Raw genomic sequence first — 24,404 nt, 5'->3', positions numbered from 1 at the left:
ACTGAAGTTACTACTAGTCCCTTCTTTTATTTACTCTAAATGCATTTTATTAAAAAAAACAAAAAAAAACAATCACCATGTGGTGATTGGACTTCAACTCATGATGATTAGCTGATTTATGACAAAAGTTTCAATTGACGTAATCATTAATCATAGTTACTTTAATAATATAATTTCCTTCAATTATATCAATAGCTATTTCCCCTTTATGTTTTTTGACTATTGACTCAACATTTCTCAAACCTATTCCATGGTTTACCTTATCTTCTTTGCTTGTCTTTATAATGCTTCCTTTTCTTACAAAAATTTGATTCTTCGTTCTATTTATACAATCAATTAAGAACCAATCGCATTTTGTTTGAATACATAGCATGATTTCTCTTTTATCTTCTTCAACATGCATGCATGCCTCAATAGCGTTGTCTAATATGTTTCCAATAAGAATGCATAAATCTATATCTTCAATATTTATTAATGACTCAAAACTAGTTGCCAATTTTATCTTAATATTTCCTTTCTTAGCTTCTATGATCTTTGAGTATATCATAGAAGAAATAACAGGATGACCAGTAACAATAATCTCATCAGTATTTTCTATAGGATTAAATAGCTTTGTTAAATATTTCTTTAGATCACTGTATTTATTAGTCTCAAGATACCCCATGATGCACATCATATGATTAGAAAAATCATGCTTTATACGTTTCATTTCATCTATCGAAGTTTCGATAGCATTAACATATTTATATTGCAAATCTTTTTGTTGGCTAAGTAACCGAATATCCATTTGCTCATTATTTTGTTTCAGCATACTTTCATAAATGCAAATTGCTAATATGCAAATCATTGCACAACTGAACACCATTATATTCATTAAATTATCTTGAGTATTAACTTTCTTATAAACCATTAACACCAATACCATAATTACTATTATATTCACAAAAAACAAAGCTACTAAGGTCACGACAAACGACTTATTTTTTACTTCTAATAATCTATGCTCTTTTCGATTTACATACCCTAAGATTAAGAAATATAGAGAGATTTTTGAAATTAAAATAGCAACCAGACGAAAGATAGTATTATCTATAAAAACTATTACTGGTTGATTAAAAAGTACCATTAATATAAGTACAGCAATATTTTCAATAGCAATTACACCAATTAACAAACTAAGCCATACTACCAATTTCTTGCCAATGTTTCCTTCAAATAAGATAACAACAAATAACAGTATAATAATGTATAGCATAAACTTCCATAAAAAGTTTTCACTAATATTGCATATCGAATATGATAAAATGCTTATTATAGTAATCCATATCCAATTTTTATTTTCAGTATACTTTTTTACAAAAAACGTCTCCACATATTTAAAAATAATTACTGTTTCTACTATATTTACTGTAAAATTAATAAACTCCCAAATCATATCCATCAAACATCACCTTAAACTTTCAAAAAAAGCTTTTCTTATAGTATTTATATTGTTTTTACTCACTGGTACTATATATTTGGAGGTAAGTGTAAGCTGCTGGTTTTTATAGTGGTTTATTTTATTCTTATTAATTATATATCCTTGATGTGGTTGAATAAATATGTTTTCATTTAATTTCTTTTTAATATTACATAAGCTATCATACACTTCATATTTTTCTTCACCACATATAATAATGCTCTTATTTTTAATCTTCTCTATGTAAATAATATCTTCTAGTCTTATATTAAGAATCTCTTTGTTATAACTTAATGTAAGAAATTGTTCTATATTCCTTTGCTGATTCTCAAATAATTCAATGCGAACAATAGCATCTAATATTGCTTTTTTTAATTTATTTGTATTAATTGGTTTAAGTATATAATCGAATGCTCTTATCTCAAATGCATTTATCGAATAATCCATAAACCCCGTAATGTAAATAATGATTATATTTTTATTAAGCTCCCTAATTCTTTTACCAGTTTCTATGCCATTTGTTTCCGTCATTTGTATGTCTAGAAATATAATGTGATACTTGTTAATCCGGTTTTTTATGCAATTAATAAGTTCTTGTCCTGATTCATACCCGTTAACAATAACTTCATAATCATTTTCTTCCATAATATTCGCAATTTTTTCATGTAAAATTAACAAATGTTCTTTTTCATCATCACATAAAGCGAAGTAGAATTTCATCTTTATATCCCCCTTTAAAACAATAATACCCTCAGTAATATCAACAAAAAACCACTTGTTATTTGTTTAACAAATGTATCTGCTGCTAAGATGAGGGCATCTTTTAAATTAAGGGAACATTATATTCCCTTAATTATCAAAAAGTCTTAAATTGTCACTAACCCTCTCCCTAAGTCATCTCTTTATACACTATAATAAAATTATATACTATATTTCATATTTATGCAATATTTAATCAATTTTTTTTCGTTATAGCGATCAATGTTTGTTAAGTGGTTAAAGATGTTGGCAAATTACATTATTACTTACTGTTGACTTTTCGACGTGTAGATCTATTCTTCTATAAAATTTCTTTTCTGAATACTATCTCACTCCTTCGTAAGGTTGTTTTCCAAACTTCATAATTGCTTCAAACGCACCAGCCATTTGACGAAATGTCAAAAAGTCTATTAAAATTTACCTTTTTATCAAGGAATGAGTATTTCAAACTTTGCACTATTTCTTATTGACAATTCTTAGCTGGACTATAAAATAGTAATATTTTTATCTGTAACTCTAAATAATATTTTTTTTAAAACTCATCAAGAAAAGTTGGGCAATTCCATTTCCCCAAAATTGACATATAGAAGCCCTCAACTGCATCCAATAGATATATCTGTATAACTTCTTCGGAAGATATTCGCAAGTGGCTCAGTGGTAGAGCATCTCCTTGCCAAGGAGAGGGTCGCGAGTTTGAGTCTCTTCTTGTGCTTCATAACAAAAACCGTATTCTTAAGAACACGGTTTTTGTGTTATAGTTAAAAATTTCGACCTTATAGTACCATTCACATTCTTAACCCATTCATTCTCTTCTATATACAGATTTTTTGCAGTGGTATAACCAAACGATTTTTTATCATCTTAAGTTAGGTAAGATAATCAACTGGAGTGGTAAAATAACCGATCCCCCACTTTCGAGGATAAAAAACCCTATACCTGTTTACTTAATTGCATCAAACGTCCTGCCTGACATTATAATTGCTTGTTCTCTTGTTGCCATACCGTAGGCTGAAGCTTGTTGTGCTGTTGTCGTTGCCTTAGGCATAAATTTACCTTGGGAATCACCTTCAATGATACCTAACTTAGACATATATTTTGTTGCAACAATAGCCCATTCTGAAATATCCTTTTGGTCTGGAAAATCTTTTATTCCGTCAATATTATAATCACCATCTGGTGTAATTGCATTCATTGTCCTAAACAGCATAGCACTACATTCTTCACGATTAATTAGCTTAGCTGGCGTAAATGTTGTTGATGAGGTACCGAAAGTAATCTCTAATTTAGCTGCCTTCAAAATCTGAGGGTTATTTGTATCAGTAAATGGATTTGGAGTAAGCGGAATACTTGCTTTACTCGTTGTTTTTTCATAAAGCAAAACAGCTAGCTCTGCAAACTCTTCTCTGTTAATTGGTTTAGTTAAGTCCTCTCCCTTTAATATATCGGGAATCAATCCTTTGTCCTCGGCTTTTTTAAGCTCATCTGTTGCCCACGCAGATGCCTCACTCCAAGCAGGCATATTATGGGAAATTATATTCGAGTACGGACTATAAATGGTATTTGAATTATTTTCAAACGGTAGTTTTCTCATGTCAAGACTAAATCTGATTTTCACTTCATAACTCTCAGAATCATAATTTGCCAACGTTTTATCAAAGTAATCCATTACACCGATCAATAAATACTCGTTTGAGAAAAATGAGCTATTTATTTTTTTAAACTCCTTATCTCCTAACTTTCTCATCCAGATTTCTGTCCATACGCTTTCTCCCGTCATAGAATTCAAAGATTGCACTTCTCCAGGCAACCTACCAATCTTAATATTTAAGAATGGCATACCGCCAGAATTCTTTTCTACGGCCGCTGTGGTTAGCGTTGGTGCATGCTTCATAAGCTCTATAGGGTTATAGTCAACCTTATCTGAAAGAACAAAGGTATTTGACCAATCTGAATAGACGAAAGTTACCCCATTGTCAAAAGATGAAACAAACCTGGCTCTAAAGGAAATTGGATTCGTTTTAAAATAATTCCAGTCCCAACCTTTATCTTTCAAGGATTGTAGACTAGCAGTATCATCCGGAAATAGTACGATTAAACTATCCCTGCCATGAGCAATATATGTTTTGTCCTTAATAAATGAAAATCTAAAGGTATTTTTAAGACTTCTTCCTGCAGTATCCCAATCACTAGTGTAATGCCAATCACCATTTCCCATTTTATAATCTATTTGGGTATCTGTATAACCTGGCATGGTTCCAGCTTCTATATATGCCCTCATATCATCAGGTGCACTGATTGTAAATGTAAAGTGCTCTCCAATATATGGGTATGCGCCAAAGTACTGTGGTGGACTAATCGTTGTAGGGGTTGTTGTTTCTGCCACTGCAGGCATAAGCATTGTTCCGATAACTAATGTCATAATTAAAAATGCTGTTAATATTTTTTTCATCATGTTACTCCTCCAATTCTTTTCTTTTTGTTATACCCCTCTTCGGAGCTGGTTCCAGCTATTCCATATCTTGCTCACAAATTTAACCTTAATTTTTTAGTATATTAAAATGTCGAAACAATTAGTCTATTAAAAATCACTAGTATATTATACCATTTATGTTGCTGTTTTTCCATATTTTTAATGTATTTACTTTTACTTTACTTTATTTCTTTTTATGTCTGCTCTACATTTTCATGAGTAAATTTTTGAAAAGCAAAGTCATCTACTGCCTTTTTGGTGGCAACCATAGCAAAAGAAAGACCTATAAATTTAACTTATAAGCCTTTCTCTCGCTATCACATATTCAATACATTTTCATCAATAATGAAGATACAATATTTTAACGAATTTATAGTTATTGGTGATTAAAGAATTATCAGAACTATAAATTGTTAATGAAACACATTCAAAATATTAATTCGTAGAATCCAACCCATACCTCAATAGCTTAATACCGTCCTCATAACGACCATTTTCAGTACTATTTAACACTACTGCAATAACACTTCTACCGTCATAAGTTGCTGATGATACCAAACAATACCCGGCTTGGTCTGTAAAACCTGTCTTTACACCTGTTGCAAATTCAAAATAATAATCAGTCCCTTCAAATAGCAATTGATTCGTATTGATCCAACTTCTAGTTCCCCCTTCGGTTTTATTGAGTTGATTTGTCTCTAACATATCGTAATATGAGGTATTTACAATTTTCCGAAACAAATCATATTTCATTGCTTCCTTAGTAATTATTGCTAGATCATAGGAACAAGAATAATGTTTATCATTATGATAACCATCAGGATTCTCAAAATGAGAGTTTTTTAACCCCAAATCCTCACCATATGTATTCATCAGTGTAATAAAACTCTCTAAAGCAACATTAGAGTCTATTTCTCCTACTTGTTGGGCACCTATATACTTAGCAATTACATAGGCAGCATCATTCCCAGACGGGATCATTAGAGCACTTAATAAATCCTTGTACGATATCTGTTCATCATGATTAAGACCTGCTTTACTAGCATCTACTGCTACTCTATTTATTTCATCACCTACAACAATCAAATCACTATTGTTACCCATATTCATAAACAAAAGTGCTGTTAAGATTTTTGTTGTACTTGCTGGATACATTTTTTTTAATGCTTCTTTTTCAAATAATACTTCTCCCGAACTCTCATCAATTAAAATAGCACTTTCACAGATTAAATCCTCATCAAAATTACTGTTTATCTGTTTGTTAGCAGGATGATTCGCAGTTAATTCGTCTGCTACTTCAGAGGTACTGGTTGAATATACATGATTATCAGTCTTTTCTTTACCACCTATTTGATCTTCAAGTGTATAATTGCCTAATGTTAGCACCATCATAATCAGGAATAATATCAATATCCTTTTCTTCATAAGTATTCTCCCTCAGTTTCATTGTTGTACCTTTCGATTATAATATACAATAATAAAATTAAACTGATGGTTTTTCTTAAACTTTTCTTAAGAATACTATTCAATAACAAACAGATTATTAACCAGTTTAAGCTTTATGGTTGATTCTCCTTTATCCTCCCCGTCTGTACTAACAAATGAAAATATTCTATTTTCCTCATCTATTTCACAACGTATATTCAAATAGTCGGAAGGCCACGATTCACTTCCCTTAGTAGAAGATCTTTTTTCTGCTAATAAATATGAACCATTTGTATAAAATGTCCATTTTCTTTTTCCGTAGCCATTTGCTAAATCTATATTATCGTAAATACAATACTCATCCGTTTCTACTGAATTAAAGTTCAATAAATCACTTGGATAAAAACCGTCTTCTTCCAAATGCCATGCCCATAAAAAAGGAGTATGCGGATAACCTGCAAAAGAATATCCTCTCAGTATAATGTGAAGCTTATGATTAATCTCTAAAGGTATAAAATCATGAACTATATTTATATCTCCGTCTGATAATGTTGTAAAATAATACTCCTCTTTATTCCAGCACTGAACAAAAATCCACTTATCTCTCACATCAACAATGTCCGTAATAGCTTTCACATCAAAATCTACGTTGTAGCCTATTACTCGAATGTTATATTCTTTTTTTCCTACAACAATTTTTTTATCGATTGATTCTAAACCATGTTGTTCCAGAAGCAATGCTAGGGTACGTTGTGATATCTCAAGGCTTTCTCTTAGTCCTAAAAGATTTTTAAATTTTGTTATATATTCAGAATTATGAAAATCTTCTGTAGGATCGATGTCGTCACTCTTTTCGTCATTGAATTTTGACCAAAGTATACGTAGTTCACTTATTTTGTTTTTTAAGCTTTCATCAAGATTTGGATAGCATTCAAATAAATCATTTGATCCATCTTGAACTAACGTTTGATTTTCAGTTAATGAATACTCCTTATCAGCAAAAGAACTTGTCATATCATCGCAACCTGTAAGTAGGAAAACAATAGAAATAATAAATATAAAATCAGTTGATCGAGTTTTCATAAATAGGGCTCTCCTGTTCTTTGTTAAGTCCAAAATACTCTGCAAATATTTCTTTTGCTATTTGGGGTGCAATGTTTGTTGATGACTCTCCAAAAGGTATCATTACAACAATAGCAATTTGAGGATTTTCATAAGGTGCAAAACCTGTAAACCAAGTATGTGAAGGTCTTTTATCAGATTCCTCTGCAGTTCCTGTTTTTGCTGCTACTTGAATGGGAAAATCAGCAAACACATTCCTAAGTGTGCCTTGACTTCCGCTTGTTACACCTAACATACCTTCAAAAACTGCTTCTAAGTTTTCAGGTGCAAAATTGAGTTCTTCCTCTACGATTGGGAGGACTTTATTCATTTCAATATCATTCGCTGCCTTTGTACCTTTTACTAAATTTAATTTGTATCTTGTTCCCCCATTGGCCAAGGTTGCAATGTATTTTGCCATATGGATAACAGTATAACTATTAAAAGATTGTCCAATTGCATTCCTTATGGAGTCTCCATCCATCCAGCCCATTTGGCTTGCCGTTGCATTATTATCTATTGCTTTAATTGCATTTTCTTTTGCTTTAGGCGAAGCCATTTTGGGTTTATATTCTTCAATTTCTACCCCTGAATAATCATCAAGTCCAAACTTTTTTATATAATCATTAAACGTAGTAATACCATTAAGTGTTGTCCCCTTTTTTGCATTTCCCATTCTATATGCTGTTTCATAAAAAAAATAATTGCAGGAGACTTCAATTGCTTTCGAAACATCAACTGCACCATGTGTTAATCCATATCTAGAATAAATCAGGCATTTTGCATAGGGTAGTCCAGCGCTTTTAAAAATTCCTAAATCTTGTATTTTTGTTGAAGGGTTAATCACTCCAGATTCAAGCCCCGCGATGGCTGATAACATTTTCAATGTAGAACCCGGTGCCTTTCTTTCCATAAGTGGTCTGTTTATTAATGGGGTTGTTGGATCATTTAATAATTGTTCATAATATTCGTTATTAAATGTATTTACCAACATATTGTTGTCATAAGTAGGATATGATACAAGTGCTAATACATCTCCTGAATTAACATCAACTACAGATACAGAGCCGGTACATGGGTCTAGATTCGTTGCTCTAGGAGAGATTTCATTAGTTGATATTTTTTCTTTTATAATCATGTACGACGACGCTGTACCATTATGCAATTTCATCAACGTCTCTTCATCACAAGATATTATTTTCTGTTCAACCAAGCATAATATAAATTGTAAAGTTGTTACTGCGTCTTCTTCTATTGCATTTATTATAATTTCCTTTGCTTTTTCCAAATCCTTAGATTTGTTTATATTAAATTTAGGATTATCCTTTAATATCAACGTCTTTAAAATACTTTGCGTGAATTCATCATCAGCGTTCATAACTTTTTTAATAGAAATATTATTGCTTTCTACCATTGATGTAAATAACTGTTTTATTGTTATTTCACCTGAATCAAGTTTTTTAATGAGAACATCTTTTAAGTTTTCAATTAAAATATTGGCTGTTTCCTGTTGGAGTTTACTATCCAATGTTAGAAAAACATTTTCTCCATTTGTTGAAGAAACCGTTTCAACTCTATTCATCACTTTACCAGTAGCGGTTACGTCTACGACTTCTTCCCCTTTTTGCCCGTTCAAGGTAAGCTCATACGCTTTTTCAATACCTATCTTTCCAATTAAGTCCGTCTTCGTATATCCATAGTCTTCATATTCTTTTAGTTCCTCTTCATTAATAGGGCTAATATATCCTAATATATGTGAAAAGCTTTCTCCTTCAGGATAGGATCTAAGTGGCACGACATCTATATAAATACCAGTATATTTATTGTTTCGCTCTTCCATTTCTACAACAACCTCCTGATTCACATCTCTAGCTACTGTAATCGTATTATATTGACGATATCTTTGCATATAAATTGCAGACCTTATAGAAATCATATTTCTGGCATCAATGTTAGTCAGATTTTCAGGTATTTTGAAAAACTTTCTTAGGTATTCTATTGTTTCTGAAGCCGTATAATCTAACTGCTCCTTTTGCAATCCCATATCAACTTTCCAACACTTTTCTGAAGAAGGGCTATGAAATGTAAAAGCAAATGGCTCATCTTTGGTAATTGGTAAATCATCAATAAAAGATTCATTGTTTTTTTCTAATGTATTTAATAATTGATAAATAACTCCATTTAAATCAGCATTCACAATATTAGTATCAAATATAACATTAAAGGCTGGTTCATTTACAGCTAAGGGACGTCCATATCTGTCATAAATATTGCCTCGTAAAGATGGAATAGATATGGTGCGGACTATAGTAGCTTGTATATTAGAAGCATATTGTTCTCCATTAACAATTTGTAAATCAAATAGCCTCTGTGCTAGTATCCAAAAACAAAATACAATACCTAAAAACAATATAAATAAACGATTCTTTACTATTTTTATAACTTTAAGATATAATTCTCTGTTCATTTGTATGCCTGCCTTTTAATTATTACAACTGTAGTAATTTAAATACTACAGTTGTAGGTTAAGAAAGTCAAGCATTTTTTCGAATTATACTACCATCCAAAGGAACTTATCGTTTTTCAAAAACAGTCTTTACTTTTTGTATAACATAATGGCTTCCCCCACGTTCTTTTACATCTTCCACCATAGTAATTACAAGAATAGGATTCTCGGTATGTTCATCTACAGTAAAAAGGCTAAACCAGCCTAGCTCAGTGCCTTCATGATCATCTTTGGATTGTTTGATTTCTGCAGTACCCGTTTTACCCGCCAATGTGAGGCTGTCTATTTTAGCATCACTCCCTGTTCCATTCTCTATCACTTGTATTAAATCATTACGTACAATTTGGGCTGCTTCCTTTGTAAAAACCTGTTCTTTCCAATATTCAGGAACTGTACTCTCTTTATAAATTAGATATGGTTTTATCATGTTTCCATCGTTGACGAAAGCAGAATATATAGAAGCCATATGAAGGGGATTTATAAGTATTTGTGCTTGACCGTAACCGCTGTCTGCCAACTGAATTTCCGTATCGAAGGTGCCTGTATTTGAAAAACTTGATGGATACATTCCAAGTTCAAAAGGTATTGTCTCTTGAAAACCAATATTTGTTAATTGTTCTGCTAACAAATCTCCTCCTATGTTTAAGGCTGCTTTTGCAAAATAAATATTATCTGAATATACCAAAGCATTTTGCAGGTTCACCTGGTCACCATATTCTTTTAAGGTCGTTACTTTATATTCTCCCCAGCTCCCATCCTTTTGCCAACTGAGACCACTTGATTCATAATTATCAGAGGGCTTGATTACTTCTGTGGTCAATCCAATTGCGCCAATAATTGGTTTAAAACAAGAGCCAGGACATAAAGCAACTTTAAAGCGATTGAACAAAGGTTTATTGGTATCTGCATTTAACACATTCCATTTATCTGTTGACATTCCAAGCACAAAATCATTGGAATCAAAGGTAGGGGTACTAACAAGAGCTAATACCTCGCCTGTTTTTGGATTTATAGCCACAGAACAACTTTTATCTTCACGAAATTGGTCATATAAAACACTTTGTATCTGGGCATCAATGGTAAGTTTAAGGGTTTCTCCATCCTTTGGACTCATTTTTGCCAACGTTTCTTTTTTCTCACCACTACTATCAACTACAATAATTTCATATCCATCAATGGCTCGAATGCGGTCTTCGAAAATTTTTTCCAGTCCTGATTTTCCTATTATACTATTGGCATTATAATTTTGCTCTTTCAGTTTTTTCAATTCTTCTGCATTGATATTTTGTATATAACCGGTTAAATGGGATGTTTTTTCTCCGAAAGGGTAAACTCTGACTGCTATGTCCGAAATTTTTATTCCTGGGACTTCCAAAAGGGCTTCTTCTAATTCTTGTTGATCTTTAGGAATCTTTTTGAGTGGAACAAATGTATCGTCTTTCACGTAAGTAGCATTCAGTGCTTTATTTATATGGTCAACTGGTATATCTAAAAGTTCAGAAACTCTTGCAATATCAAGCTCCTTACTATCACTCATTTTACCTGGCACTAAACCAATAGAAGATGCAATCCCTTTGCCGACAATTACCTCTCCATTTCTATCTAATATATCACCTCGTTCTGCCTTCAACGTATTCACTCTTACTTTATCATCTGGGTTTAACATCGGAAAAATTAATTGAGGTTGCCATAACAAACGGTATTCTTTATTATCATTCTTTGTAAAATATGCTTCATTAGAAAAAGAAATATCACCTGCTAAAGTATCCATATAAGTATCATAACTAACAAGTATTTGAGTTTTGCCTAGCTCATCTATTTTAGTAATCTTAATGGTTAAATTTTTCCCCTCTATTCCTTCATATATTTTTTGGTTTTTTAAGATAAAATCTTCTTGCGATACAATAGCTTGACTCTGCTCACTCAATAAAGTATACATTTCTTCGTATTTGCCGTCATTAATATTGGCCATGTATTGGTGGAGAAGCGCATCAGGTTGAATCGTTTTTTTGCTACCATAGAACGAATAAATAAGAATACTAACAAACGCTAATGTTAAAATACTTAATCCAATACATGTTATCCTGACCACTTTTGATTTCATTTTTTTATGATACATATTTTCCCCCTAGATCTTCATTTGTAATGAATATAATATTACACTTGTAGTATTTTAAAGTCAAGAGCTTTTTCATAGAATTGGTTATTAATAAAGGCAAGCGTCAACTAGCGGCGCTTGCCTTATTTACAACACACAACGAAGTAATGATTCAATTGCAATGCATTAATAAATGTTTTTATCATCTAAAATAGACAGTGTAATGTTAGCAGCCACGCTTCCACTCGCGCCATCATCACCTTGTATATTGGTTGCAAAAATGAAAGTATTTCCATTCTTCTCCACATATCCAATAAACCAACCATTTATTCCTTTGCCTTCCACAACACCTGTTCCTGTTTTTCCTGAGAGGATAGCTCCATCCTTTTTAGATAGCTGTAATACAGTCTTTACTGTGTTAATATTTTCCTGTTTAACTATCATATCATTGTTGTAAAAATCTTTCATAAGTTGCACTTGTTCAATAGGTGATATACGTAATGAAGATTCCATCCAATATTCCGATATCCCACCTGAAAGATTATAATTCCCATAACCAATTTGTTTAAAATAAGTTTGCAGTTTTTTCTTTCCAATTAACTGATCAAGATCTTGAAAATACCAACTAACAGAATTTTTCATTGCTGAAGCTAGGTCTTGATGTTGATTCCAAGCTTCATAAGGATATTTTGTACCATTCCAATTTAGATTTGAATTTCCATCCTGTATTATATTTAACTCCAGTGCAATTAATGCACTAAATATTTTATAAGTTGAGTTAGGGGACACCCTGGTTATACTTTTATTCTTATTATAGATACAATATTCGTCAGTTTCTAAATCATAAAGCACAAAACTCCCATCAAAACCATTGAAATAAGAACTTAAATCTTCGTATACCAACTGATTTTCTTGAAAATCATATTTATTGTCATCATAAATTACTGCTGAAATAGCAGGAAGTTGACTAAAAATAAGAAAACCTATAAGTGTAAAAATACCAATACTTTTCATTCTTAATAGCTTTGTTTCTGTTTTAAATGAAGCAATTTTTTCAATTCTTTTTTTAATTTGTTTCTTAGAATCACCCATATCTACCGCTACGGTTAAATAAGCTCCTTGTGATAATTTTTCCGCAAAATTTATAATTGTTCTTCCATAATCGATATAATTGTCTTCATGAAGCATTTTTAATACTGACATGTCACACGCAATTTCTCTATCTATACGCATCTCTTTAAAAGCCAAATATACAAGTGGGTTGAACCAATACAGTATTTGGAAAAGACACATCATATAATTGATTAATATGTCTTTATTTTTATAGTGGTTTAATTCGTGAAGAATTATATAATTTATATCGTTTGTTGATAGCTGTTTCATAATTCGTTTGGGCAATATAATGTACGGATGAAAAAAACCAATTGCCATAGGTGTTTGTACTAAAGAAGATTCACCTAATATAAGGTTTTTAACGACATTAAGATCATTTTTACACTTTTCAAATAGTACTTCAATATCTTTGTTTTCTACTGGCTGAACAGATTTTTTAATAAGTCTTATATTACGATTGCTAACTATAATAAAGATAGTAAAAATGAGTATCCCTATACCCCATATTCCAATAAACAATATGTTTAAATATTCTGGAGTAGATTGGTTAACCGACAGGGTAAAGTCTTGCAACCAATCAGTACTATATAATATATTTCCTTTACTATTCAACGGGAAAATTCCTGATGTTATGTTGTTATTCATATTGATCTTATTGAATACCAAATCATATAAATTCCCAGAATTGAATAATCGGTTTGGTATAAATGGGATCGTCAACATAATGAGAAATAAAAACCCTATATTATATTGCCACCTTATGGAAATATGCTTTTGAAATACCCTTTTGATTAGTAAAATAAACAGAATTAGAGAGGAGGAAATAAGGGAACTTATTATAAAGCGTGTAAATAAGAAATCAATCATACTTCTTTCCTGCCTTCGCTAGGCTATCATCTAAAATTCTTTTCAGTTCATCAATATTATCTTTCGTTAATTTATCTTGTTCAATAAAATTAACTACCATAGAGCTTAGCGTTCCATCATAAAATTTATTCAGAAAAGTATTGCTTTCCTGAACTAAGTATTCTTCTTCTTTCACCAAAGGCGTATAGACAAATATCCTACTATCCTTCTTATAATCCAACACTCTTTTTTTTACCAATCTAGAGAGCAGTGTTTGTATCGTTTTAGGACTCCATGTACTGGTGTCCACTAGCTTTTCGATCACTTCATTGGTACTAATGGGTGCATTTGCCCATATAATTTTCATGACCTGGTATTCAGCTTCTGAAATAGTTGGCATCGTATTCATAAAAAACCTCCCAATTACTACGTGTGTAATAATTTTATTATAACACGTATCTCACCCTTGTCAATTCTTTATTATAGCACCAGGTGGTAGGGCACCCATGACGACTTCCTCCCAAGGGGTTCCTATAACCGGCTCTATAATAGCTATCGCCCCTTGGTCATCCTTCGTTCGAATTAATCTACCACATCCTTGTTTTAATTTAAGCCCCATTTCAGGATAATCTACTGTCTTCATTGGGTCCAATCCCTCTTCCTTTGCCACCTTACGTTGTTGTTCAATTAAAGGATCTTGTGATGGAAAAGGAAGTTGCCAAACAATTAGAAGGTTTAACGCCTCTCCAGGTACATCGATACCTTCCCAAAAATTAGCACCAATCAATACAGAAGACACTTCCTCTCGGAATTTTCGGACAAGATATCCCCGCTCTCCTTTGTCCTCCCATAAAACCTCAAAAGGTAGTTGATAATCTTTAAATCCCATTCTGATTTTCCGAACTTCCTCTAAGGAGTTGGTAAGTACTAGCGCACGCCCCTCATTTTTTTCTAATAAAGATATTAATTTTTTCATGCCAAGGGAAAACTTATCGTCGTTATTCGTATTTGACAAGTTCTCGGTTAAATAAACAATAACTTGGTTTTTCATATCAAAAGAACTTCCAACTGTAGAACAGGATGGTTTATTTAACCCAAGAGCACGTGTAAAGTAACCAAAATCACCTTCATTGCTTAAGGTTGCAGACGTAAACACTACGGGTAATCCCTTCTGAAACAAATAATTGTCTAACATTTTACCAATGTTTTTTGGAACTACCCAAAAGCTGCCATCCTGCTGATCTAACCAAGCGATAACATCCCTACTTTGATTCCTATAGAATCTACTTAATGCTATCGTAGCCCTTTCAATTTGAGCTTCATATGTTTGTAGTAAATAAGCAGGTAGAGATTCTATATATAGTTCTTGCTCAATTTGAAATTCGAGTAACAGATGATCTAACGCTTTATGAAAAGTATTCGCTACTTTAAGTAATGTATCATCTACCTTAAGTGCTAATCGATTCGAACTTTCATCTGGGATCACACATTGATGAAGCTTACTAAAAAAATCAGAAGAAGCTTGTTCCAAAGCATCTGTAATCGATATCAGTGATTCCCTAGCACCCTGGATATGTTCTATAGATACCGTAATCGTATCTATATCCTCCTTAATAATTTGTTCTCCTGCATGCATGGCTGCTGGAAGTATTACTTTATGCCCCTCATCAAAAATGACCGCTGCATAACTGGGAAGGATAGGTAATTTACCATCAGCAATTCGTTCATCTCGTGTCCATAGGTCATCAAAGAAGATTCCATGATCAGCAATAATTAAATCTCTAGCAGGTCGATAATGTTCTCTTGCCTTAACGAGTTTACAATACCCACGGCTAGAACACATATCACAGGACATATATTCATCCCACCCAATCTGCTTCCAAACACGATCTGGTACAAGTGGCATTTCAGAGCGTTCACCACGATTCGTTTTCGCTAACCATTGATGAATCTCGTTTGACATTGTATTTGATTTGTCAAAAAGCAAGCTTTCAGATTCATTTACTCTCGCATCGCAGATATACTGACGTGGATCCTTTGCCATTCGTGCATCTATCTCTAGTCCAAGTATATGAGCAAGGGTCAAAATATCACCCTTAGGGCCTGAAAGTTGTTCTTGGAGTGCTGTAGTTGCACATGCAATCACTACAGGTTTCCCGCTGAAGCGAGCATATGCAATTGCTGTAAGTAGGTAGGCGAAAGTTTTGCCTGTACCGGGTCCGGCTTCTGCTAAGTGAACATTTCTTTTACAAACTGCATCTGCAAGTTGAAAAGCAGTAAATATTTGTTCCTCACGGACTTCATATCCGTGCTCTGGAAGGATATCATAAAATACTTGGCCAATCCATTCGGCCAATTTAACTGGAAATTCTTCTTTTTTATCATAATCAAAAAGTGTTTTCATTGTTACAGACATGCTAAATTTCCTCCTGCTATACTAGTGGATTATTGTTCCTTTAATAAAAAACATCAGGTACCGCAAAAGGTTCGATAAGGACAAGTTGTTGTCGTTTGGGGCGTGGAATAATAAGCGTGTTTAATATCGTGGGCATAGGGATTTGAAAGAGCATCAAGAAGACGTTCCATCACGCTATAATCTCCTTGTTTTACTGCTACTTCTAATGCCGCTTCTACCTGGTGATTCCGAGGTATTAAACCAGGATTATTGTTTCGCATCAGCTGATAGGAGGTATCTTTGAGCTCTTGCTGCCTACCTAGTCTAGCTTGCCATTGTTCCTTCCACTGCACAAAGTCCGTGGTGCCATACAGAAGCGTATCCTCAGGCTTATCAAATGTTAATGCAAGGAAGGTATTCGTATAGTCTACACGATACTTCTTCATCATACTAAGTAGGTCTTCAATAAGCGCTTCGTCCTGTGGTTCTTCATTAAATAAGCCTAGTTTTGCTCTCATACCTGCAAGCCAATTACTGTGATACAATTTAGTGAAATCTGAAATTGCATCTTGAGCCAGCTTAACAGCCTGTTCCTGGTTATCATGTAGCAACGGTAATAGCGTTTCAGCAAATCGTGTGAGATTCCATCCGGCAATATATGGCTGATTTCCATAGGCATAGCGGCCTTGAATATCAATGGAACTGAATACTGTTTCTGGGTCATAGGTATCCATGAAAGCACAAGGACCATAATCAATGGTTTCTCCACTAAGTGCCATATTGTCGGTGTTCATAACCCCGTGAATAAATCCAACTAGTTGCCACTTAGCAATCAGTACGGCCTGTCGTTTGATTACTTCTTGAAGTAAAATCAGATATTTATTTATATCAATATCAACATCAGGAAAATGTCTTTGTACTGTATAATCTGCTAGGGTACGAAGATCTTGAATAGTACCCCACTTTGAAACGTATTCAAAGGTACCGACGCGTAGATGGCTAGCAGCCACCCGAGTTAGGATAGCACCAGGTTGCTCTGTTTCGCGAATGATTGACTCACCCGTTGTCACTACCGCCAAACTACGGGTAGTAGCAATACCTAGCGCATGCATTGCTTCACTGATAATATATTCACGCAGCATCGGTCCAAGTGCGGCTCGACCATCACCCCGACGTGAGTATGGTGTTCTACCTGAACCCTTGAGCTGAATATCAAATCGTTGACCTAAAGGTGATAGTTGTTCACCAATTAACATTGCTCTTCCATCCCCTAACATCGTAAAATATCCAAATTGATGACCTGCATAAGCTTGGGCAAGCGGCAAAGCGCTTTGTGGAACTTGGTTGCCTGCAAGTACTGCTACACCATCATTACTTTGTAATCCTTGGTCGTTTAATCCAAGATATATTGCCAACTCAGAATTGAGAATGATCAACTTCGGCAAGCGTACAGGACTTGGTTTCAGACTTGTAAAAAAAGATTTTGGCAATCGAGCATAACTGTTGTCTAAGTTCCATCCTATTTCTATTATTTCTTTTCTATCTTTCATTCTATATCTCCTTTGCTTCTTCTAACTCTTTATAGTGTCTACTTCTGCCAATTTATTATTTCAAGTAAATTTAACCTAAAAAGAAGCTGATATTATAGCTTCTTTGACTTTAGAAATGTTAATCAAACCTCTTTGCTTTTTCCATTATTATGCAAGGCTTGCTACGGAAAAATTATATGCTGTTAATATTTAGATCGAGTCACGTGCCTAGTAAAAAACATTCAGAAAATCAAACCCCTGAATGTTTTTTTATCCTTTATTTCACTATTTCTTCTCTGCAAAATTTAATTGATTGACTTCCATTCTTTGCTTTGGCTGAGAATTTTATTATTATCGCTCACTTGTGCCACATAAATACCTTGATCCGTAAATATTTCATAAGGTACAATCAAAGTATTTTCATCGATATACAGAGTTTCCATTGGTTCCTCCTCAATATAAACAACACTCCATGGCGTAAAATTCTCACCTTCTATAAATATTACTTCACCTTTTTCTAAGACATTCGTTACCACAACTTCAAAAACACCCATTTGAATTGTTTTCTCTATATAGGGATTCTCTCCTTGAAATACATTTCGATCTCCATATAGCATATCATATTGCAAAATCTCAAGCTCTTCTTGATAATCTGGTTCACCTTCATATGTCTGGTGAAATTTGGTTAAAATTCCTTCATCATAACCTAGTCGTTCCATCACATATGCATTTAGTTGATAGGCGTTTAAATCGCGATTGGTTTGTTCCATTGGAAAATTACTCCATAGGATATATTCGGTTTGAAATTTATTATTGTTTACTAAATGACCATTCTCAAAAGACATGGCTGGTAAATGGTCCCCATAAAAGACGACTACCGTCGGCTCATCGTAAACAGACAACTCGTCGATCAACTCTCCAATAAATTTATCAGTTTCAGCAAGTTGATTCACGAAATAATCAAATCCAATCATATAGCTTTCGTCAATGTCAATTTCCTCTATATCACTCTTCTCTGAATCAGTATCTTCTGTGTAATCTTCTAGCGAATTGCTTTCCGGATTGTTTTTTTTCGAACCATTTTCCTCAAGTTGTCTCTTACTCGGGTCTAGTATCACTTTTATCTTTTGATTTTCATCAACAATCGTATCTGGATATTTCCCATGAGGTTGCACCGATATTGCATAAATAAAATCTTGAGTCTCTTTGGCATTAAGTGCTTTAAGAATTTCAGTTGTTAAAACATTATCTTTAGCCCATCCAAGAGGATTGTACTCAACATTGTTCATATACTCAATAGAACTATAACTGTCAAAACCCAGTTTTTGAAAGACTGCATTTCGATCGTAAAAAGTTCCTGTGTTATTATGAATTGCATGGCTATGATACCCGAGCTCGTCTAAATTAAAACAAATACTTTCGCATGTAGTAGATTGTAAAATAGTTTTATAAGGATATTCACCAGCACCAAAGTGTTCAATATTCATGCCGGTTATAATTTCAAATTCTGTATTTGCAGTGCCCGCACCAATTGAAGGAACCGTAAGATAACCAGACGAATACGTCTTTTTCAATTGGGTAAAATTGGGTATCGGATTTTCTGAAAAAGAAAAGTCGAGCAAAAGATTTACATCAAAAAAAGATTCTAATTGAACCATAACAATGTTGGGGCGAGCTCCAGCAATATTTCCGCCTTCTAAATTGTTTGTTGTTTTATTCGACTCGCTTTCAATAATTTTAAAAACAGCCTCTATATTTTCTTCTGAATACTCGTCTGGTTCATTTATTCCACGATCAAATAGGCTCGTAGAAAAACAATATGCAAAACCATATTCTGAATAAGCCTCTGCAAGATTACCAAAGTTACTTGATAGTGCGCTCACTTTAAAGGAAATGTTAGACACCATAAACATCGAAACAGCTACAACACATAAATAAATCAATGGCATTCTAACTTGAACCTTATTCTTTGGCATTTTTTTCCATAAGTAGATCATTGCTACTATAACAACAACACCAATTAATAAAATCAAAATAATTTGAAAAGGATTAAGATATATATGTATAATCCCAAATACTGATTTTAATATATAAAAATCAATTGCCGTTAGTGGTGTAGTTCTGAATCCCAATAAGACAAAATTTATCATACCAAGTCCAAACCATATGGTCAAAATTAATACAAGTAAAAAACTTTTTCTCGAGAACATCATTGTCAAGGATAATGTTAATAAAACGATCAACACATTGAATATAAACATGAGTGGATTAGCTATTACAAATCCCAATCCTTTAAAAATTGAGCGCCGACTCAACATCTCTAATGCAAAAATTAACACTATTGAAAATGTCAGCAATTGTAATATTGGATATTTATCAAGTTGCTTCATTTTTGTTTCTATATAAGATAACTTCGTTTTAACGCTTTTATATACTACATTCTTTATTTTTAAAACCATATTTAAACTCACTTTCTTTCTCGAATATTTCTTTACAATAGACAGCACAATTATACCATTCCAATATAAAATCGTCAATCTGAACTATGAGTGCTGGCTAAGACATGGGGACAATGGGGGGACAATGGGGTCAGGCACTTTTGTCTTACACTTTGAAAGCAAATATCAAAGTGCAATGAATTCAAGGTATAAGACAAGGTGTAATACTAAGAACAAAAATTCTAGGATAAAATACACAAAACAAAGAAAAAACAAAACAGGTCAAAAGTACCTGTCCCCTTTAGATACCCTTTAGATATCCCCTTTAGATATAGGATAAAACACACAGAACAAAGAAAAGACAAAACAGGTCAAAAGTACCTGTCCCCTTTAGATACCCTTTAGATAAATATATAGATTATAGTAATATAATATGGTATTATAAACTTGTAAAGAGTATATTCATTTAATATCCCGAAGTTATAATTATAGTATTATTTCGTTGTTTAAGGAGGTTTAAATATAGTGGGCACAATAACCCTTAACGAATTGGTAAGTCGTATTGATGAAATTCCAATTTTTCCGCAGACTGTAAGCAAGATTCTAAAGCTGGTCGACGATCCAAAAACAAATATTCGTGATATAGAAAATGAAATTTTGAAAGACCAAGGCTTTACAACCAAGGTTCTAAAATTAGCAAACTCGGCTTATTTTGGCGTATCAAGACAAATTAAAACTGTTTCACAAGCAACCACCTTATTGGGCTTTCAAGCTATACGAAGTATGGTCTTAGCCTCTTCGGTAGGTTCAGTTCTCTCTAAAGAACTAATAGGTTATGCCTTAGAACGAGAAGCTTTATGGAAACAGTCACAAATATGTGCAATTACGGCTAGAGTAATATCAAAAAAGATCAAATTCCCACAACCAGATCAAGCATATACCGCGGGCTTGTTAAAAGATATAGGTAAGGTTATTTTGGATCATTACTTAAATGACCAATTCCAAAATATCATGGATCAAATAAATGAAGGTAATAAACCATTCCTTGAAGTAGAGGAAGAAATACTAGGTTTTAATCATTGTCAAGTTGGAGCTAGGATTGCAGAAAAATGGAAATTACCTGAGGATTTAGTTGAGGCAATCGCTTATCATCATCAACCTGAAAAAGCTCAATTGAATTTAAAATTAGTGGCAATAACACATGTTGCAGATGGCTTGGTTATGATGATGGGGCTACACATAGGTTCAGATGGTTTGGCCTATAATTTTTCCAATTCAGCCATGGAACTTTTGAATTTAGATGAAACAATATTATCAGAGATCATTTCTGAAGTAGCTGATTTTATTTCTGATGAAAATATGTATATTGGTTAATGAATCCCCTATTACTATAATAATTGATCATAGTATTAATCATTATTCCTCTCAATCATTTCTTGAACTTGTATTTTGGGATTGGTATATTGAAAATCTTGATGAACCTTTTGCTTTTTGAGTTCAATTGCTTGCTTTGGGCACCAATGAAGGCAAGCGAAACACATGGTACAATGATCCTCCCATTTAGGTATTCCTTCCTTTAATTTAATATTTTGCACTGGACATACCCTCTCACACAATCCACAACCAATACAGGCCTTGGCATCGACTATAAAATCATCAAACCCAAGGATATATTCACAATAAAATTTAACAACATTCGCTGTTGCCTTTGCATAATATATTGGTTCTTTATCTGGAACAATAAGTTCTTTATTTACAATTTTTTTAATGATCTCCTTCAATTGATTTTCGCATTCTAGCATCATCAACTCATGTTTGCTTTTTACCGTTGCAAAGAAGATGCTATTATCCGGTAAATAGACTTTAAATGCTGCTGACATCGTGATACTTTTATTAGCTAATATTTTTTTTGTATGTATTAACGTATTTCCTACCGTTTCCCCTGCATTTGCAATAACAAAAACATAAGCCTCTTTACCCACTTTCAACCTTTTCAAAAAATCACTTACATACTCTGGTATAGATATAAAATAGACTGGAAAAACAATTCCAATAGTCTGAGCTTCACAATTGATTTCTGTTTTATTATTCAAACTAGCTATCGAAGTAAGCTTGCTATTTCCTAATCTTTCTCCTAGATATTTTGCTATAAAAAGAGAATTACCAGATCCCGAAAAATAAAAAATTTCTGTTGTCATAGAATTTCCTTTCGTGCATACTTGCACACAAATGCACATATCCGTCAAAATAATAATTAATTTGTAGGCTTACTTTCTGGTAAAATACAATGCGTTTCCAAAAGCTCTCGTATCTTAGCTGTTGATGCTTCCATCTTTTCAAGAAAATTAAATCCATCAAATGTATATACTTTATTCCTTGAGGACTTTTCAACAATAAGTATCCCTGATTGTTGCATCATTTTTAAGTGCCTCGAAATAACAGATCGATCTTGAGAAAAATTTTCAGCAATCGTGCCTACATCTGATGATCCCTTTATAATAAGATATTTTATAATACTCAGTCTTGTTGGCTCACTAAGTATCTTGAAAAAATCTCCATTAAGTAGGTCATCAATATTTTGTTCGTTGACTTTTTTTGTGCAATTAAATATTTTCTTCATAAAAATATTATATGTGCATTTGTATGCACTTGTCAATGATAAATTCAAAAAAACTCCTGAATGATACCATTCTGAAGCCTTTTGATTTTACATTATTTTAATAGGAGGATAGTTGATCATTTATCCTTCATTCTAGAGAGCCACTCATATTTCTTAATTGTTCGATAAAACCATTTGACTCCTTAGATATTTGAACTTGATTAGAAATGGCATTAAGCATCCCATCTGTATAATCAACAGCTACATGCATTGATTCTCCAACTTCTTCTAATTTTTCAACTACACTTTTGCTGGAAATTTGAGTCTTACCCACCGAATTCATTACTTCTAATATATTCATAACCACTTCATTGATATATTCACCAATCATATCGAAGGCTTTCTCAGACTCTTCAAAAGACACAATACCGATATCTACTTTCTCATGTTCGTCTTTAATCAATTCACTTGCAACAGTTATTTCACTTTGAATATTCTGTGTCAAAAACTGAATATTGTGTGCAGAATCTTGTGTCTGAGAAGCTAATTTTCTAATTTCATCTGCTACAACAGCAAACCCTCTTCCATGTTCACCCGCTCTTGCAGCTTCTATCGCTGCATTAAGCGCAAGTAGATTGGTCTGTTCTGAAATTTGAGTAATTAACGCGTTCATGTTTCCAATTTCAACGGATTGTTTTTTAAGAGATTGAATAACCTCCTCTAAACTATTCGCACCTTCTTTTATACAGTGCATCTGCGTCATAGAGTTTTGAATAGAGTCTTGTCCTTCAGCTGCAGTTGTAAAGGCAAGCTCCGCACTTTTAGACATTGTTTGTACAAATGTATCTGTTTCTATAAGAGAAGTCGACATTTCATCTGCTAAAAGATTGGCTTGAGATATGTGTTCAACTTGATTTTCGACTTCATACCGCATTTTATCAAGCATATTTTTTTCCTCGTCAAGAATGGATCTATTCTCTTCATCAGCACTAGATAGGTGTTTAATGAGTTCCAGGATTTCTTTACTTACCAATTTTATATTTTGCACAAATGATTTCATATTAGAAAACATTATAAACAAACTTCTCTCAACCTTTCCTATTCCTCTTGAATTTGACGCATTGATATGATTTGGCCATATACTTGTTATGATATCTTTGTTCTCTTCGTCCCATGTGCTTTCAATAAGCTTATTTAGATTGTCCCATTCTTTCTTATTTGTTATTTTAAATAAATTCATCTGTTTTGCTCCTTTTTGTTTAAATTTAAATATATAATCCCTAGAAAATCTGGGGAGGATTCTGTAGGGATTATACAAAGGGAGTCTATCGAAAATGTAGGTACTTACTTCATAGGGTCTATATTTTTTCTTAATGCTTCCTCAATATCAGCTGCGGTGTTAAGTAACATGATACGTTCACACAATGTTTCCGCATCTTTCTTACTAATATTTTGAATCAACCATTTCGATTCTAATATGGCAGAGGCACTCATACTAAATTCATCGAGTCCCATTCCTAACCAAAGAGGAATTGCTTTTTGATCAGATGCTGCTTCACCACACATGCCTACCCAAATACCCTCTTCATGTCCTGCATCGATAATCTTTTTAATCAGACGTATAACTGCAGGATCATAAGGTGAATATAGGTGGGAAACCAATGGA

At 33.1% G+C, this 24,404-nt stretch carries 17 protein-coding genes and 1 tRNA gene; 2 read left to right on the top strand and 16 right to left on the bottom strand.

The window, feature by feature from the left end; translation table 11 throughout:
- Positions 1-130 precede the first annotated feature (130 nt).
- Positions 131-1,441, bottom strand: a complete 1,311-nt coding sequence (locus CVU84_14575; GenBank protein ID PKM93592.1) for a hypothetical protein — start codon at positions 1,439-1,441, stop codon at positions 131-133.
- Between the two features lie 6 nt (positions 1,442-1,447).
- Positions 1,448-2,179, bottom strand: a complete 732-nt coding sequence (locus CVU84_14570) for a DNA-binding response regulator (protein ID PKM93591.1) — start codon at positions 2,177-2,179, stop codon at positions 1,448-1,450.
- Positions 2,180-2,858: 679 nt separating this feature from the next.
- Between CVU84_14570 and CVU84_14565 the strand changes: the two genes are divergently transcribed.
- Positions 2,859-2,933 (top strand) — tRNA-Gly (locus CVU84_14565).
- A 225-nt stretch (positions 2,934-3,158) separates the two neighbouring features.
- Here CVU84_14565 and CVU84_14560 read toward each other — a convergent pair.
- The 10 genes from CVU84_14560 to CVU84_14515 all read right to left on the bottom strand — a co-directional run bounded on the left by CVU84_14560 (position 3,159) and on the right by CVU84_14515 (position 20,160).
- A complete protein-coding gene (locus CVU84_14560; GenBank protein PKM93590.1) occupies positions 3,159-4,670 on the bottom strand; it encodes a hypothetical protein in 1,512 nt (503 codons plus the stop codon).
- 453 nt (positions 4,671-5,123) lie between these two features.
- On the bottom strand, positions 5,124-6,113 hold the full coding sequence (locus CVU84_14555; protein PKM93589.1) for a D-alanyl-D-alanine carboxypeptidase: 990 nt from the start codon (positions 6,111-6,113) through the stop codon (positions 5,124-5,126).
- A 96-nt stretch (positions 6,114-6,209) separates the two neighbouring features.
- Positions 6,210-7,196, bottom strand: coding sequence for a hypothetical protein (locus tag CVU84_14550; GenBank protein PKM93588.1), 987 nt, complete (start codon positions 7,194-7,196; stop codon positions 6,210-6,212).
- Complete coding sequence (locus CVU84_14545) at positions 7,177-9,681, bottom strand: hypothetical protein (protein ID PKM93587.1); 2,505 nt, start codon at positions 9,679-9,681, stop codon at positions 7,177-7,179. The genes CVU84_14550 and CVU84_14545 overlap by 20 nt, the downstream gene beginning before the upstream one ends.
- A 106-nt stretch (positions 9,682-9,787) precedes the next feature.
- A complete protein-coding gene (locus CVU84_14540; GenBank protein ID PKM93586.1) occupies positions 9,788-11,839 on the bottom strand; it encodes a hypothetical protein in 2,052 nt (683 codons plus the stop codon).
- 165 nt (positions 11,840-12,004) lie between these two features.
- Positions 12,005-13,798 (bottom strand): BlaR1 family beta-lactam sensor/signal transducer, encoded by a 1,794-nt coding sequence (locus tag CVU84_14535; GenBank protein PKM93585.1) that lies wholly within the window; start codon positions 13,796-13,798, stop codon positions 12,005-12,007.
- Positions 13,791-14,186, bottom strand: coding sequence for a BlaI/MecI/CopY family transcriptional regulator (locus CVU84_14530; protein PKM93584.1), 396 nt, complete (start codon positions 14,184-14,186; stop codon positions 13,791-13,793). The genes CVU84_14535 and CVU84_14530 overlap by 8 nt, the downstream gene beginning before the upstream one ends.
- Positions 14,187-14,246: 60 nt before the next feature.
- A complete protein-coding gene (locus tag CVU84_14525) occupies positions 14,247-16,193 on the bottom strand; it encodes an ATP-dependent DNA helicase (protein ID PKM93583.1) in 1,947 nt (648 codons plus the stop codon).
- A gap of 53 nt (positions 16,194-16,246) precedes the next feature.
- Positions 16,247-17,722: a YdiU family protein gene (locus CVU84_14520; GenBank protein ID PKM93582.1), complete on the bottom strand. Its 1,476-nt coding sequence runs from the start codon at positions 17,720-17,722 to the stop codon at positions 16,247-16,249.
- Positions 17,723-18,006: 284 nt separating this feature from the next.
- On the bottom strand, positions 18,007-20,160 hold the full coding sequence (locus CVU84_14515; protein PKM93581.1) for an arylsulfatase: 2,154 nt from the start codon (positions 20,158-20,160) through the stop codon (positions 18,007-18,009).
- A gap of 504 nt (positions 20,161-20,664) precedes the next feature.
- Here CVU84_14515 and CVU84_14510 point away from each other — a divergent pair.
- Positions 20,665-21,513 carry a hydrolase gene (locus CVU84_14510; protein ID PKM93580.1) on the top strand — a complete coding sequence of 283 codons (849 nt, stop codon included), beginning with the start codon at positions 20,665-20,667 and terminating at the stop codon, positions 21,511-21,513.
- 35 nt (positions 21,514-21,548) lie between these two features.
- On the opposite strand, the gene CVU84_14505 is transcribed toward CVU84_14510, so the two are convergent.
- The 4 genes from CVU84_14505 to CVU84_14490 form a co-directional block, all read right to left on the bottom strand.
- Entirely contained in the window at positions 21,549-22,376 is an 828-nt protein-coding gene (locus CVU84_14505) for a hypothetical protein (protein ID PKM93579.1), read from the bottom strand.
- A gap of 17 nt (positions 22,377-22,393) precedes the next feature.
- Entirely contained in the window at positions 22,394-22,807 is a 414-nt protein-coding gene (locus CVU84_14500; GenBank protein PKM93578.1) for a transcriptional regulator, read from the bottom strand.
- A gap of 79 nt (positions 22,808-22,886) precedes the next feature.
- On the bottom strand, positions 22,887-23,978 hold the full coding sequence (locus CVU84_14495; protein ID PKM93577.1) for a hypothetical protein: 1,092 nt from the start codon (positions 23,976-23,978) through the stop codon (positions 22,887-22,889).
- Positions 23,979-24,082: 104 nt separating this feature from the next.
- A partial coding sequence (locus CVU84_14490) for a phosphoenolpyruvate--protein phosphotransferase (GenBank protein PKM93576.1) occupies positions 24,083-24,404 on the bottom strand: 322 nt, incomplete at its 5' end.

It is taken from the genome of Firmicutes bacterium HGW-Firmicutes-1, from assembly GCA_002841625.1.
In the GTDB taxonomy this organism is placed as follows: Bacteria; Bacillota; Clostridia; order Lachnospirales; family Vallitaleaceae; genus HGW-1.
This window is presented reverse-complemented; position numbering and strand designations above follow the sequence as displayed.

Bases quoted from the DNA above. Each gene is read 5' to 3' on its own strand.
- CVU84_14575 (PKM93592.1), bottom strand. From the start codon at position 1,441: ATGGATATGATTTGGGAGTTTATTAATTTTACAGTAAATATAGTAGAA.
- CVU84_14570 (PKM93591.1), bottom strand. From the start codon at position 2,179: ATGAAATTCTACTTCGCTTTATGTGATGATGAAAAAGAACATTTGTTA.
- CVU84_14560 (PKM93590.1), bottom strand. From the start codon at position 4,670: ATGATGAAAAAAATATTAACAGCATTTTTAATTATGACATTAGTTATC.
- CVU84_14555 (PKM93589.1), bottom strand. From the start codon at position 6,113: ATGAAGAAAAGGATATTGATATTATTCCTGATTATGATGGTGCTAACA.
- CVU84_14550 (PKM93588.1), bottom strand. From the start codon at position 7,196: ATGAAAACTCGATCAACTGATTTTATATTTATTATTTCTATTGTTTTC.
- CVU84_14545 (PKM93587.1), bottom strand. From the start codon at position 9,681: ATGAACAGAGAATTATATCTTAAAGTTATAAAAATAGTAAAGAATCGT.
- CVU84_14540 (PKM93586.1), bottom strand. From the start codon at position 11,839: ATGTATCATAAAAAAATGAAATCAAAAGTGGTCAGGATAACATGTATT.
- CVU84_14535 (PKM93585.1), bottom strand. From the start codon at position 13,798: ATGATTGATTTCTTATTTACACGCTTTATAATAAGTTCCCTTATTTCC.
- CVU84_14530 (PKM93584.1), bottom strand. From the start codon at position 14,186: ATGAATACGATGCCAACTATTTCAGAAGCTGAATACCAGGTCATGAAA.
- CVU84_14525 (PKM93583.1), bottom strand. From the start codon at position 16,193: ATGTCTGTAACAATGAAAACACTTTTTGATTATGATAAAAAAGAAGAA.
- CVU84_14520 (PKM93582.1), bottom strand. From the start codon at position 17,722: ATGAAAGATAGAAAAGAAATAATAGAAATAGGATGGAACTTAGACAAC.
- CVU84_14515 (PKM93581.1), bottom strand. From the start codon at position 20,160: ATGGTTTTAAAAATAAAGAATGTAGTATATAAAAGCGTTAAAACGAAG.
- CVU84_14505 (PKM93579.1), bottom strand. From the start codon at position 22,376: ATGTGCATTTGTGTGCAAGTATGCACGAAAGGAAATTCTATGACAACA.
- CVU84_14495 (PKM93577.1), bottom strand. From the start codon at position 23,978: ATGAATTTATTTAAAATAACAAATAAGAAAGAATGGGACAATCTAAAT.